The organism is Rivibacter subsaxonicus (assembly GCF_004217215.1).
Lineage (GTDB): Bacteria > Pseudomonadota > Gammaproteobacteria > Burkholderiales > Burkholderiaceae_C > Rivibacter > Rivibacter subsaxonicus.
The window spans coordinates 255,473-268,593 of record NZ_SHKP01000004.1; the positions used below are offsets into that span (position 1 = coordinate 255,473).

Consider the following 13,121-nt stretch of genomic DNA (forward strand, 5'->3'; position numbering starts at 1 on the left):
TCCTCTGTGAATGAATGACGGTGGAGGTCCGTGTCGCTCAACGGATGAATGGGACTTCCGCGTCCCGAGTCCACCGCTGCGAAGCGGTGACCAGCAACGGGTGCCACGATGGGGTTGCGAGTCTCATCGACCTGCTCGAAAGAGGAGTCCAAGAGCATTCTGTATGTGGGCATCGACCTCGCCAAGAACGCTGGGTGCCGCGGCCTGCAAGGCGTTGCCGTGCATGGCGTGGACGCCACAACGCGCCGCCGGTCGCCCGCGCCAACGGCAGTCGACACCTCAGCCGAGCGCAAACGGCCCCAGGTCGACTCGCGGCGCCTCGCCCAGCACCCGCTGCGCCACCGCCTCGCCCAGCGCCGCCGAGTGCTTGAAGCCGTGGCCGGAGCAGGCCGAGACCAGGGTTACGCGCGGCGCGTCCGGGTGCTCGTCGACGATGAAGTCGCCGTTCTCGGTGCTGGTGTAGAGGCAGGTGGCGCTGGCCACGCAGTCCGGCCGCAGGCCGTGCAGGCGGCCGCGCACGTGGCGTTCGTAGACGGCCCGCACCTCCTCGGGCCGCACCTGGCGATCGACGGCGTCGGGCGCGGTGCGGGTGGCCACCTGCTCGGTGCCGACCTTCACGCCGTCGACGCCATCGCCGGTGGGAAAGCCATAGAGGCAATCGGCCGGCTCCGGGCCGTGTAGCCAGATGAAGACCGGGCAGCGCTGCGGCGCGTAGAGCGCCGGCGTGTCGGTGCCGAACCACTGCAACACCTGGCGCCGCACCGCCAGCCGCGCGGCCAGCGCGGGCCCGGCCAGCGCCGGCAGCCAGGCGCCCGCGCTGAGCACCACCCGCGCGGCATGGTGGGTGGCGCGGTCGGTGTGGACGCTGACGCCTTGCGGGTGGCATTCGATGCGCTGCACCGTCTCGCCGTAGACCAGCGTGGCGCCGTGGCGCTGCGCCGCCTGCAACTGCGCCGCCACGCAGCGCTCGGGAAACAGCATCCCGGCCTCGCGCTCGAGGTACGCGCTCTCGTCGTCGCGCAGCAGGAACTGTGGGTAGCGCTCGCGCAGCGCCGCCGCGTCGAGCAGCTCGTGCTCGATGCCAAAGCGCTGCGCCAGCGCCAGGGTGCGCGCGAAGAATCCGGCCTGGCCGTGAAAGGCCGCGGCGTCGGCCGCGCTCGACGCGATCACCAGGCCGCCGGTGCGCTGGTAGAGGTGCTCGCCGGTCTCGGCCTCGAGCTCGCGCCACAGCAGGTGCGAGCGCTGCACCAGCGGCACGTAGGCCACGCCTTCGCCCACCGCCAGCCGCGTGATGCGGGTGCGACCGTGGCTCGAGCCCTGGTCATGCGGCGGATGAAAGCGGTCCAGCCCCAGCACGCGCGCGCCGCGGCGCGCCAGGTGGTGGGCCACCGCGCTGCCGACGGCACCGAGGCCGACGACGATGACGTCGGGCGCTGTGGCTGCAGTCACGTCGATCGGGTGTTGAACCTCGCTCCTGCCGCGGCCGACGCCGGGCACGGGGCGCTCAGCGCTCGGCCGACTTGCTCAGCAGCGTGAAGTGCTCCACCTGCGGCGGCTGGGCGAAGAAGGGGCCGACGATGGCCCGCCATTGCGCGAAGGCCGGGCCTTCGCGGAAGTCGACCATGTGGTTCTCGAGCGTGTCCCAGAAGATCATCAGCAGGTAGCGCTCGGGCGACTCGATGCCCTTGTTGATCTTGTAGCCGCGAAAGCCCTTGGCTTGCGCGATCACGGTCTCAATGCCGCGCTCGATGGCGGCGTCGAATTCGGCTTGGCGGCCGGGCTGGATGCGGATGTCGGCGAGTTCGAGGATCACGGTGGCGTCTCCCGGGAGTTGCTGCGATCGTAGCGAGCGGCTGAGGCGCCGGCCAGCACCGTGGCAATCCAGCGGCGCGAGTCGGCCGGGTCGATCACGGCATCGATCTCGAGCGTCTCGGCCATGCGGATGGCCTGGCCGCGCTCGACCTGCTCGGCCAGCAGGCGCTCGAACAGCGCCTGCCGCGGCGCGCCTTCGGGCTGTGCCTCGAGCTCCTTGCGATAGCCGAGCTTGACCGCGCCCTCGAGCCCCATCGCGCCGAACTCGGCGCTCGGCCAGGCCGCGGTGGCCAGCGTCTCGTGCAAGCCGCCGCCGGCGAGCGCCATCGCGCCTAGGCCGAAGGCGCGCCGCACCACGAGCGCCACCTTCGGCACCCGCAGCCGCGCGCCGGCGACGAACAGCCGGCTGGCATGGCGCACATGGCCACGCGCTTCCTCCTCGGGCCCGACCATGAAGCCCGGCGTGTCGATCAGCGAGACGATCGGCAGCCCCCAGGCATCGGCGAGCTGCCAGAAGCGGGCCAGCTTCTGAGCCGCTTCGGCATCGACCGCGCCGCCGAGATGGGCCGGGTTGCTTGCGACCAGCGCCAGCGGTCGGCCCTCGAGGCGTGCCAGTACGGTGATCAGCGTGGCGCCGTAGCCCGGCTGCAGCTCGATCAGCGAGTCGTGGTCGACAAGTCGCTGCAGCAGCGCGCGCATGTCGTAGACGCGGTTGCGCTGGGCCGGCAGCAGCGTGCGCAGCGCGGCGCCGTCGTCGCGGTCGGTGTGCCAGTCGGGCGACGGCCCCTGCCAGAAGCCGAGGCAGCGGCGCGCCGCGGCGACCGCCTGGGCCTCGTCGTCGACCAGCACGTCGATCACGCCGTTGGCCTGCTGCACCTCGCTCGGCCCGATCGCCTCGGGCGCGAACACGCCGAGCCCGCCGCCTTCCACCATCGCCGGTCCGCCCATGCCGATGTTGCTGGCGCGGGTGGCGATTACGAGGTCGCAGGCACCGAGCAGCGCCGCATTGCCGGCAAAGCAGCGGCCGGCGGCAATGCCGATGGTCGGCGCGCGTCCGGCCAGTCGGCCGAGCGCGGCGAAGGTGCCCACGTGCAGGCCGGCGACGATCGGCAGATCGCTGTCGCCCGGCCGGCCGCCGCCGCCCTCGGCAAACAGCACCAGCGGCAGCCGCTGCTCGGCGGCGATCTGCAGCAGGCGGTCGGTCTTCTGGTGACTCCTGAAGCCCTGGGTGCCGGCGAGCACGGTGGCGTCGTAGGCCAGCACCGCGCAACGGCGCCGAGCCGGCTCGCCGGCGCTGCCGGCATCGACCTCGCCGACGCCGGTGACGATGCCGTCGGCCGGGGTCTGGCGGATCAGTTCCTCGCGCGGGCGGCGCTGCTCCTGGGCGGCGTAGGCCAGTGCTCCGTACTCGACGAAGCTGCCGGGCGCGCAGAGATCGGCGATGTTCTCGCGCGCGCTGCGCAGGCCGAGCGCGTGCCGCCTAGCCATGGCCTGCGGCCGGGCCGCGTCCAGGGTCAGCGCGTGGCGCGCCAGCGACTGCGCGAGGCGCGCGTCGGGCATCAGCGCCGGGTCGTCGGCAACGGGCGGGTGGCCGGTGCCGGCCTGCGCGTCGGGCCCGAGTTCGCACAGCGTGTCGCCCTCGGCCACCAGTTCGCCGACCGCGACCCGCAGCGCCACGACGCGGCCCGGCGCCGGCGCGCGCAGCTCGTGCTCCATCTTCATCGCCTCGACGATGGCGAGCAACGCGCCGGCGCCGACCGCGTCGCCGGGGGCGACGCACAGTTGCACGACGGTGGCGGCCATCGGGGCTCGGATCAATGTCGGGCGCATCGCGAAGCGGCGGCAGTGAAAGAGCCACTGTAGCGGTCGCCTCGGGCCGCGCCCGACCCCTGCGTGACAGTGCTCGGCACGTGAGACAGGGCTCAGATTTCCACCTAGGGAAAAGTCCCGATCAATTGCTTTGGTGCATTGCGACACGGGACAGCCTGTGCGCGTCCGGCCGTCGCAGCGCAGCAATCGGCGTTCGCGCGGCCGCTTGTGAATCGTGCATGACTCATCCTGTCCTCTGGCGACGAAGGTGACTGTCACGCCATCCGAACAGTGCTCGAAATTACTTGCTGCGGCGCAGCAAGAATCGCTCAATTCCTACTCTCGTCAGCGGCGTTGACGCTCATTCCTGCGGGGAGTAGAACCGTCGCATTCGATCGGCCCGAGGCTTGTGTCATGCCGGGGGTCGAGCGGATCGCCCCGTTGGGACGGCCACGACATGAGGGAACGTGTGCGTTGGTGCGCCCCGTCGGTGAGGAGTGATGAGCCATGCCTTGGAAGGCATCTTGACCACACCAACCACGGAGACATCGATGAAATCACTTTGGCATTCGAAGCGGCTTCCGCTGCGGCCCCTGGCCGCTGCTGTTCTTGCATTGCCGGCGTTGGCCCTCGCGAACGCCGACGTCGAGAAGAACATCGCCAACCCCGGCAACTGGGCCATGCAGGCCGGCGACATGTTCAACCAGCGCTACAGCAAGCTGGACCAGATCAACACCGGCAACGCCGGCAAGATGCAGGTCGCCTGGACCATGTCGACCGGCGTGCTGCGCGGCCACGAAGGCTCGCCGCTGGTGGTCGACGGCATGATGTACCTGCATACGCCGTTCCCCAACAAGGTCTTCGCGGTCGACCTCGACACCCAGAAGATCGTCTGGAAGTACGAGCCGAAGCAGGACCCGGCGGTGATTCCGCAGATGTGCTGCGACACGGTCAATCGTGGCCTCGCGCTCGCGGACGGCAAGGTGTTCCTGCAGCAGGCCGACAGCAACCTGGTGGCGCTCGATGCCAAGACCGGCAAGCTGGTGTGGTCGGTGAAGAACGGCGACCCGAAGCTGGGCGCGGTCAACACCAATGCGCCGCACGTCTTCAAGGACAAGGTCATCACCGGCATCTCCGGCGGCGAGTGGGGCGTACGCGGCTTCATCAATGCCTATGACATCAAGACCGGCAAGCAGGTCTGGAAGGCCTACAGCGTCGGTCCCGATGCCGAGATGCTGATGGACCCCGAGAAGACCATGGTCTGGACCGACGGCGCCATGAAGCCGGTCGGCAAGGACTCGTCGCTCAAGACCTGGAAGGGCGATCAGTGGAAGATCGGCGGCGGCACCACCTGGGGCTGGTACAGCTACGACAAGGCGACCAACCTGATGTACTACGGGACCGGCAACCCGTCGACCTGGAACCCGTCGCAGCGCCCCGGCGACAACAAGTGGTCGATGACCATCTTCGCGCGTGATGTCGATACCGGCGTCGCCAAGTGGGTCTACCAGATGACCCCGTTCGACGAGTGGGACTTCGACGGCGTCAACGAGATGATCCTCGCGGACATCAACGTCAAGGGCAAGCCGACCAAGGCGCTGGTGCACTTCGACCGCAACGGATTCGCGTACACGATGGACCGCGTGACCGGTGCGTTGCTGGTGGCAGAGAAGTACGACCCGACGGTCAACTGGGCGACCCACGTCGACATGAAGACCGGGCGGCCGGCAGTGGTCAAGAAGTTCTCGACCGCGGCAGCCGGACCCGACGTCAACGTCAAGGGCATCTGCCCGGCGGCGCTTGGCACCAAGGACCAGCAACCGGCCTCCTTCGATCCCAATACCAAGCTCTTCTACGTGCCGACCAACCACGTCTGCATGGACTACGAGCCGTTCAAGGTCGAGTACGTGGCGGGTCAGCCCTTCGTCGGCGCGACGCTGTCGATGTTCCCGTCGCCGGGCAGTCACGGCGGCATGGGCAACTTCATCAGCTGGGACGCCGGCACCGGCAAGATCGTGCAAAGCAAGCCGGAGAAGTTCTCGGTGTGGAGCGGCGTGCTCAACACCGCGGGCGGTCTGTCGTGCTACGGTGGTCTCGAGGGGCACTTCAAGTGCGTTGATGCCAAGGACATCAAGAAGGAGCTCTACAAGTTCAAGACCCCGTCCGGGATCATCGGCAACGTGTTCACCTACATGCACAAGGGCAAGCAGTACCTCGGCGTGTTCTCGGGCATCGGTGGCTGGGCCGGTATCGGCATGGCGGCCGGGCTCGAGAAGGACTCCGACGGCCTCGGCGCGGTGGGTGGCTACAAGGAACTGAACCAGTTCACCGAGCTGGGTGGTTCGCTGACCATCTTCACCCTGCCCAACTGAGTACCTCAAGAGACAGCGGGCATCCGCGCGGTGCCCGCCGATCGCGTCACGGGGGATGGCGCTCGCGCGCCGTCCCCCATTTTTCTGCCTGGATGTGTATCTGCTGACATGAGCTTTCGAACCAGCCTCCTTCTCGCCACGCTTGCAGTGCTTGCCTCCACTCCGGTGCTGGCCCAACCCAACGTTGTCAAGACGCCGCTCTACACCGTCACCGACGGCTACAAGGTCGACCCGAACACGATGAAGGGCTTCCGTGCCTGGCGCGCCGCTGCCTGCGACCGCTGCCACGGCGCCAACCAGGAGGGCATGGTCGGCCCGTCGCTGGTCGTCAGCATGAAGACCCTGACCAAGGCGGAGTTCGTCGCCACGGTCAAGAATGGGCGCCTCGACAAGGGCATGCAGAGCTTCGGCAACAGCCCGATCGTGATGGACAACATGGATCACCTTTACGCCTACCTCAAGGGCCGCTCCGATGGCGCGATCACGCGCGCCAAGGTCGAAGAGCTGGCTCCATGAGGGGTTGCCCGCGTGCCCCGTCCTCCCGGCGGCGAGCCGCCGCCGTCCTGCGATACCTTGGCGCACTGACGCTGGCGGTGACGGCGCTGGCGCCGGTGGCTGCCGCGGCGCAGGACGCCGCGCCCAAGCGGGAGGCCTTCAGGGTCTGCCAGGACCCGAACAACCTGCCGTTCTCCAACACGCAGGGCGAGGGCATCGAGAACCGCATTGCCGAGCTCTTCGCCAAGGATCTCGGGCTGCCGGTCAGCTATTTCTCGTTTCCGCAGCGGCTTGCCTTCATCCGCAACACCCTGCGCTACAAGCTGCCAGGCGAGGACTTCCGCTGCGACATCGTGATGGGCGTGCCGGCCGGCTACGACCAGGTCTCGGCGACCAAGCCCTACTACCGCTCGACCTACGCGCTGGTGTTCCCGCAGGGCAAGGGCCTCGATGGCGTCAACAGCGGCGCGGACTTCCTCGCGCTCGATCCGGCCCGACTCAAGAAGCTGCGCATCGGCCTCTACGACCGATCGCCGGCCAGCGAGTGGCTGGTCAAGCACAACCTCGTCGAGCAGGGCGTGCCGTACCCGATCATGAATCCCGATCCGGCGCAGTACCCCGGCGAGATCATCGAGCGCGACCTGGCCGCCGGCAAGATCGACGCCGCCATCGTCTGGGGGCCGATTGCCGGCTTCTTTGCGCGCCGCGTCAAGAGCCCGCCGCTGACGGTGGTGCCGCTGGCCTCCGAACCCGGCGTGCGCTTCGACTACCCGATGGCCATGGGCGTGCGCTACGGCGAACCGCAGTGGAAGCAGCAGATCGAGGCGCTGATCGAAAAGCGGCGCCCCGAGATCCAGGCCATCCTGCGCGATTACGGCGTGCCGCTGCTCGATCTCGAGCCGGGCGGCAAGCCCTGAGGCGCGACGCGGCCGCAGTGAGGGGCCGCCCACATGGCCTGGAATCGAACACTGCTGGGTTCGGGGCTGGCGTGCCTGGCCTCGCTCGTGACCACGGTTGCGGCTGCCACGGACGACGTGGACGCGAGCCGCTCGCGCGAACTGCATCTGGGGCTGGCGCCGAGCGTGCTGAAGATCGAGGCCGCGTTGCCGGGGCGCTACGCGGTCGGCTCGGCGCTGGTGGTCGGACCCGAACTGGTGGTGACGAACTGCCACGTCACCCGCGACGCGCGTGCCATCGAGGTCCTGCATGGCGGCCTGCGCTACCCGGTGCGCGGCCAGCGTGCCGACATGGCGCGCGACCTGTGCCTGCTGCGCGCGCCCGGCCTCGGCGCCAAGCCGGTCAAGCTCGGTGCCGCCAGTTCGCTGCGTCGACGCCAGCCGATGCTGGCGATCGGCTACACCGGCGGTGCAGGCTTGCAGTTCAGCGAGGGTGAACTGGTGGACACCCATCGGCTCGATGACGGCGCGGTCATCCAGAGCAGCAACTGGTTCAGCTCGGGTGCCAGCGGCGGCGGCCTGTTCGATGCCGAGGGCAAGCTGGTCGGCGTGCTGACCTTCAGGCTGCGCGGCGGCGAGCGTCATTACTATTCGGCGCCGGTCGAGTGGCTGCGCGCCCTGGTCGACGCGCCGCTCAGCGATGAACGACCGGTCGCGCCGCTGAGCGGCCAGACCTTCTGGGAACTGCGCGACGAACGACAGCCGCCGTTCCTGCGCGCGGCGGCGCTGGTGCAGGGCGCAGAGTGGGAGCAGTTGCTCGACGTCGCCCTGCGCTGGGCGGCCGACGATGCCACGGACCCCGAACCGCAGCGGCTGCTCGGGCTGGCGCTGACGCGCCTCGAACGTCCGGCCGAGGCCGTGGTGGCCTACCAGCGCGCGCTGGCGCTGGACGCGGGCGACGCCCCGTCCTGGTTTCAACTCGGGGCGCTCCAGCATCGGCTCGGGCAGGATGCGCAGGCGCGCGCCGCGCTCGAGCAGCTCGACGCGCTCGATACCGAACTCGCGCAAAGGCTCCAGGCCCGCCTGCGCGCACAGTGACCCGCCGCACCGAATCCAAAGACATGATAGTGACCACCAACAAACCCCTTCGTCAGCTGCTGCGTGCGCTGCTGCTGGGCCCCTGCGTCTGGCTGGGCGTCGGCGGCGCGCCGGCCGGGGCCGCCGAGGCGCCGGCGCCGCCCTCGGCCGCCGAGCGCGCGGTGTTCAACGAACCGGTGCTGAGCTCACTGCCCCTGCCCAGCGAACTGCGCTACCGTTTCGTGCGCGAGAGCCGCGACCCGGCGCTCGATCCTGGCTTCGAGGATTCGGCGCAGATGTTCCTGCGCCGTGGCAACGATGGCAGCTGCTGCTCGGTGCGCGCCGAGTTCCTCAGCGGACCGCGTGCGCTGCAGCTGCCCCAGTTCGACGACGCGAGCGTGAATCCGGTGACGCTGTTCTTCCTCGAGCGCGAGGTGCGCGAGCTGCAGCGCCTGACGCGCGGGCAGGCGGCGCACTTTCGCAAGCGCATCCGGCTGGCGCTGGTCGACCAGGCCAGCATGACGCGCATCCGCACGCAGTTCGACGGCCGCGAGATCGAGGCCACCGAGGTGCGCATCTCGCCCTTCCTCGACGATCCAAGCCGTGGCCGCTTCCCGGAACTGGCGACGATGCAGTACCGCTTCACGCTGTCGCCGCAAGTGCCCGGCGGCGTGCTCGAGCTGCGCGCCGTGCTGCCGGCCGCCGAAGCCGGCGGCGCGCCGCGCGCCGAAGAAGTGCTCACGCTGTTGCCGTCGGGCGCCAAGCCCCTGCCCGCCAGTGCCGCCGCGGCAGCGCCGCCAACATCCCGCTGAGGAGCCCGCCCTTGACCCACCGTCGCAACCCTTCGCTCGTCGGCTTGGTGGCGGCCATGCTGCTGCTGGCGGCCGGCCCGCTGATGGCCCACGACTACGCCACCGTCGATCGCGTGCTCTTCGTGCAGAGCTGCCTGCGCGAGAACCCGGGCCCGCAGTTCGAGATGATCCACAAGTGCTCGTGTGTTCTCGACCGCCTGGCCGAGCAGCTGAACTACGAGGACTTCGTCGAGCTCAGCACCGACACCAACGCCACCAGCATCGGCGGCGAGCGTGGCGCGGTGCTGCGCGACAACGAGGGCGTGCAGAAGAACGTGCGGCGCTTTCGACAGATGCAGGCCGACGCCAAGAAGGCCTGCATGATCCGGCCGGCCGATCCCAGATGAGGCCCTGGCTGCGGGCGCTGGCACTCACCGTGGGGTGGGGCGCGCTCGCGGCATCTACCGCCGCCGCGCCGGCATTGCGCATCGAGACGCAGGAGCTGGCGCCGGGCGTGCACGTGCATGTGGGCGCGATCGAGGACTGGGGTCCCGACAACGCCGGCGACGTCGCCAATCTCGGCTTCGTGGTCGGCGCGCGCTGCGTCGCGGTGATCGACAGCGGCGGCAGCCGCGCGGTCGGCGAGGCGCTGCGAGCGGCGATCGCGCGCCGCACCGACAAGCCGGTCTGCGCGGTGGTCAACACCCACGCCCATCCCGACCATGTGCTCGGCAACGCCGCCTTCCTCGGCGCCGGCGCGGGTGGCGCCAGTCCTGAATTCATCGGCCACGCACGGCTGCCGGCGGCGCTGGCCGCGCGCGGGCCGTACTACCTCAAGGCGCTCGAGCGCGACTTCGGCGCCGCCGGCGCCGGCAGCGAGATCGTGCTGCCGACCCGCACCGTCGGCGACGCGCTGAATCTCGACATCGGCGGGCGCACGCTGCTGATCCGCGCCTGGCCCACCGCCCACACCGACGCCGATCTCACCGTGACCGACGTGCAGAGCGGCACCCTGTTCGCCGGCGACCTGCTGTTCGTCGAGCATCTGCCGGCGCTCGACGGCAAGCTGCTTGGCTGGCTCGGCGTGATGGACGCGCTCGCGCGCGAGCCGGTGCGCCTGGTCGTTCCCGGCCACGGCGCGCCGAGCCGCGACTGGCCGGCCGCGCTGGCGCCGCAACGGGCCTACCTGCTGGGCCTGCGCGACGGGGTCAAGGACGCGATCGCGCGCAACCTCACGCTGAGCCAGACGGTGAACGAACTCGATGGTCGCGGGCTCCAAGGATGGCGCTTGACCGATCGCTTCCACCGGCGCAACCTGACCGCGGCCTTTGCCGAACTGGAATGGGCCGAATGAACACGCAGTGCAAGGTGCAGCGGCCGCCGTCGACCCATCGGTCATGCACGAGGAGATGTTGATGCACAAGCCCGATTCCCGCTCCTTGTCCCGCCGCACCTTCGGTTCGCTCGCGGGTGCCGTCGCGCTGATGAGTTCGGCCCCGGTGCTGGCCCAGCTCAAGAGTGGCGACAACCCCGAGGCCAGCGAGCGCTGGCAGCAGGTGCGCAAGAGCCTGTTCGCCGGCCGCCAGATCAAGACCCCGGCCGACGGCGTGATCGCGCTCGAGGCGCCGCTGCGCGCCGAGGACGCGGCGATCGTGCCGATCGCGATCCGCAGCGCCTTCGCGCAGAGCCCACAGCGCTCGATCCGCAAGGTCTGGCTGATCATCGACAACAACCCCTCGCCGGTATCGGCGGTGTTCAGCTACACGCTGGCCAGCGGCAAGGCCGACATCGAGACCCGCGTGCGCATCGACGAATACACCCACGTGCGGGCGATCGCCGAGACCGACGACGGCCAGCTCTGGATGAGCACGCGCTGGGTCAAGGCCTCGGGCGGCTGCTCGGCGCCGCCGGGCAAGGATCCGGCCGCCGCCAGGGCCACGCTCGGCCAGATGCGGCTGCGCGCCGACACCAGCGGCGGCGCCGCGCAGCCGGCCTTGGCGCAGCTGATGATCAGTCACCCCAACGACTCCGGCATGGTGATGGACCAGTTCACGCGCCAGTTCACGCCACCGCATTTCGTGCGCCGGGTCGACGTCAGCTACGCCGGCGAGCCGGTGCTGTCGGCCGACCTCGACTTCTCGATCAGCGAGAACCCGAACCTGCGCTTCTGGTTCGTGCCGCGCGAGGCCGGCGGGGAACTCAGGGCCGAGGTCGTCGATTCCAACGAACTGCGCTTCCAGAACAGCGTGGCGCTGCGTCCCGGCTCCGCCGATGGTCCGCGCCAGAGTCTGGTTCAGGGCAAGCCGTAGCGCGGATTGGCGGCCCGCTTCTCGCTCCAGTCGCGCAGCATGAAACGCGCCGCGCGCTGCCAGGACTCGTCGTTGTTGCCGCGCATGTCGACCGACTTGTTGAGCAGCGTGCGGTCGCCGGCGACCTCGCGCAACTCGACGTTGAGGTTGAGGATCAGCTCGCTGACCTTCTGCACCCAGCCCACCAGAACCAGGTCGCTGCCGGCCGCCTTGCCGATGCTCTGCGCGCAGCCGTTGCATTCGAAAAGATTCGCATGAGCCGCGCGCAGCTCGGTGATGGTGGCCTGCGCCGGCGCCGGGTCGACCAGCCGGTAGAGCCCGGCCTGCGCCAGGCCCTCGCGCAACTGCTGGCTCACGGCCTTCACGCGGCGCGCGTTGTCGGCCGCCAGCGCCGGGTTGGGATGGTCCTCGAGCAGGTCGATGTCGGGCATCACCAGCGTGGGCAGGGCGGCGAAGGGGCCGGTCTGGGCCAGCGCGGCCAGCGGCAGCGAGCCCAGGAACAGCAGCACCGGGCGGCGCGGGAGCTTGTTCGTCATGATGGTGTCGCGAGCCTGTGGGCGGCGGCCTGCCGCTGGCTCGCATGCTACGGGGCGGCGCTGCTTCTTGCAGGCGCGGTCGCGGGCGGCGCGCGCGCGGCCGAGCCGGTGCCGGTGGCGCCGGGCGTCTACGCCTGGATCGGTGCGCTCGGCGAGCCCGACGCCGCCAATCGCGGCGCCGTCGGCAATGGCGGGCTGATCGTCGGCAGCCGCGCCAGCCTGCTCGTCAACAGCGGCGGCTCCTACCTGCTGGGGCGCGAGATGATCGAGGCGGCCGAGCGCCTGGGCGGCGGCAGGCCGATCGTCGCCGCCGTGATCCAGCAGCCGCTGCAGGAGTTCCTGATGGGCAACGCCGCGCTGCGCGAACGCGGCATCCCGCTCATTGCGCACGCGGAAGGCGCGCGCCTGATCGGCCAGCGCTGCGACACCTGCCTGCGCAACCTCGAGCGCGATCTCGGTCCCGAGTTGATGCGCGGCACTCGTGTGGTGGTGCCCGAGCGCACGCTGGGCGCGGCGAGCGAGGAGATCGACCTGGGCGAGCGCCGGGTCACGCTGCTGCACCCGGGCTGGGGCACGACGCCGGGCGACCTGGTGGTCTTCGACCACCAGAGCGGGGTGCTGTTTGCCGGCGCGCTGGTCGGTGTCGGCCGCCTGCCGGAGTTGCGCGACGCACGGCTGCCCGGCTGGCTGGCCGCGCTCGATGGGCTGCAGGCGCTGCGGCCGCGCATCGTGGTGCCCGGCTACGGCCCGGTCGGCGCGGCCGATGCCGACACGCCGATGCGGGACTATCTGCAGCAACTCGACCTGGTCGTTGGTGGCCTGGTCGACAGCGGCGTCAGCCTGATCGACGCGCCTGCGCGGGCACCGATGCCGGCCTACGCCGGCTGGTCCCGCTTCGACGCCGTGCACCCGCGCAACGTGCAGCAGCTCTACCTGCGGCACGAGGCCGAGTGGCTGGGGGCCGGCAGGAGCGAACTCAAGGGCGGCGACGGCGGCCGTTGATCCGCCTCGCGCAGGCTGTCGA

The 13,121-nt window shown here is 70.2% G+C and carries 12 protein-coding genes and 1 pseudogene; 9 read left to right on the forward strand and 4 right to left on the reverse strand.

Going from position 1 to position 13,121, the window contains the following annotated elements:
- Positions 1 to 279 precede the first annotated feature (279 nt).
- The 3 genes and pseudogenes from solA to EV670_RS01230 all read right to left on the reverse strand — a co-directional run.
- Positions 280 to 1,449, reverse strand: coding sequence for an N-methyl-L-tryptophan oxidase (gene solA, locus EV670_RS01220; RefSeq protein ID WP_130429997.1), 1,170 nt, complete (start codon positions 1,447 to 1,449; stop codon positions 280 to 282).
- A 55-nt stretch (positions 1,450 to 1,504) separates the two neighbouring features.
- Positions 1,505 to 1,813, reverse strand: a complete 309-nt coding sequence (locus tag EV670_RS01225; RefSeq protein WP_130429998.1) for an antibiotic biosynthesis monooxygenase family protein — start codon at positions 1,811 to 1,813, stop codon at positions 1,505 to 1,507.
- Positions 1,810 to 3,627, reverse strand: a pseudogene (locus tag EV670_RS01230) (carboxyl transferase domain-containing protein); the annotation flags it as partial. The pseudogene EV670_RS01230 and the gene EV670_RS01225, both read right to left, overlap by 4 nt.
- 545 nt (positions 3,628 to 4,172) lie before the next feature.
- On the opposite strand from EV670_RS01230, the gene EV670_RS01235 reads away from it, so the two are divergent.
- The 8 genes from EV670_RS01235 to EV670_RS01270 all read left to right on the forward strand — a co-directional run bounded on the left by EV670_RS01235 (position 4,173) and on the right by EV670_RS01270 (position 11,561).
- A complete protein-coding gene (locus EV670_RS01235) occupies positions 4,173 to 5,993 on the forward strand; it encodes a methanol/ethanol family PQQ-dependent dehydrogenase (protein ID WP_130430000.1) in 1,821 nt (606 codons plus the stop codon).
- A gap of 108 nt (positions 5,994 to 6,101) precedes the next feature.
- Positions 6,102 to 6,509, forward strand: a complete 408-nt coding sequence (locus tag EV670_RS01240; protein WP_130430001.1) for a c-type cytochrome — start codon at positions 6,102 to 6,104, stop codon at positions 6,507 to 6,509.
- The gene (locus EV670_RS01245) at positions 6,506 to 7,405 is read left to right on the forward strand and encodes a substrate-binding domain-containing protein (protein ID WP_130430002.1); all 900 of its coding nucleotides are present in this window, start codon (positions 6,506 to 6,508) and stop codon (positions 7,403 to 7,405) included. Before EV670_RS01240 ends, EV670_RS01245 begins: the two co-directional genes overlap by 4 nt.
- Before the next feature lie 33 nt (positions 7,406 to 7,438).
- On the forward strand, positions 7,439 to 8,482 hold the full coding sequence (locus EV670_RS01250; protein ID WP_130430003.1) for a S1 family peptidase: 1,044 nt from the start codon (positions 7,439 to 7,441) through the stop codon (positions 8,480 to 8,482).
- 23 nt (positions 8,483 to 8,505) lie between these two features.
- Entirely contained in the window at positions 8,506 to 9,273 is a 768-nt protein-coding gene (locus EV670_RS01255; protein ID WP_130430004.1) for a hypothetical protein, read from the forward strand.
- Between the two features lie 11 nt (positions 9,274 to 9,284).
- Positions 9,285 to 9,659 carry a hypothetical protein gene (locus tag EV670_RS01260; protein WP_242616793.1) on the forward strand — a complete coding sequence of 125 codons (375 nt, stop codon included), beginning with the start codon at positions 9,285 to 9,287 and terminating at the stop codon, positions 9,657 to 9,659.
- Positions 9,656 to 10,606 (forward strand): quinoprotein relay system zinc metallohydrolase 2, encoded by a 951-nt coding sequence (locus tag EV670_RS01265; protein ID WP_130430005.1) that lies wholly within the window; start codon positions 9,656 to 9,658, stop codon positions 10,604 to 10,606. The genes EV670_RS01260 and EV670_RS01265 overlap by 4 nt, the downstream gene beginning before the upstream one ends.
- A gap of 61 nt (positions 10,607 to 10,667) precedes the next feature.
- Positions 10,668 to 11,561, forward strand: a complete 894-nt coding sequence (locus EV670_RS01270) for a quinoprotein dehydrogenase-associated SoxYZ-like carrier (RefSeq protein ID WP_242616794.1) — start codon at positions 10,668 to 10,670, stop codon at positions 11,559 to 11,561.
- Here EV670_RS01270 and EV670_RS01275 read toward each other — a convergent pair.
- A complete protein-coding gene (locus EV670_RS01275; protein ID WP_130430007.1) occupies positions 11,546 to 12,097 on the reverse strand; it encodes a DUF3280 domain-containing protein in 552 nt (183 codons plus the stop codon). The two genes, EV670_RS01270 and EV670_RS01275, sit on opposite strands and share 16 nt — an antisense overlap.
- A gap of 114 nt (positions 12,098 to 12,211) precedes the next feature.
- Between EV670_RS01275 and EV670_RS01280 the strand changes: the two genes are divergently transcribed.
- On the forward strand, positions 12,212 to 13,099 hold the full coding sequence (locus EV670_RS01280) for an MBL fold metallo-hydrolase (RefSeq protein ID WP_130430008.1): 888 nt from the start codon (positions 12,212 to 12,214) through the stop codon (positions 13,097 to 13,099).
- The last annotated feature ends 22 nt before the right edge of the window (positions 13,100 to 13,121 follow it).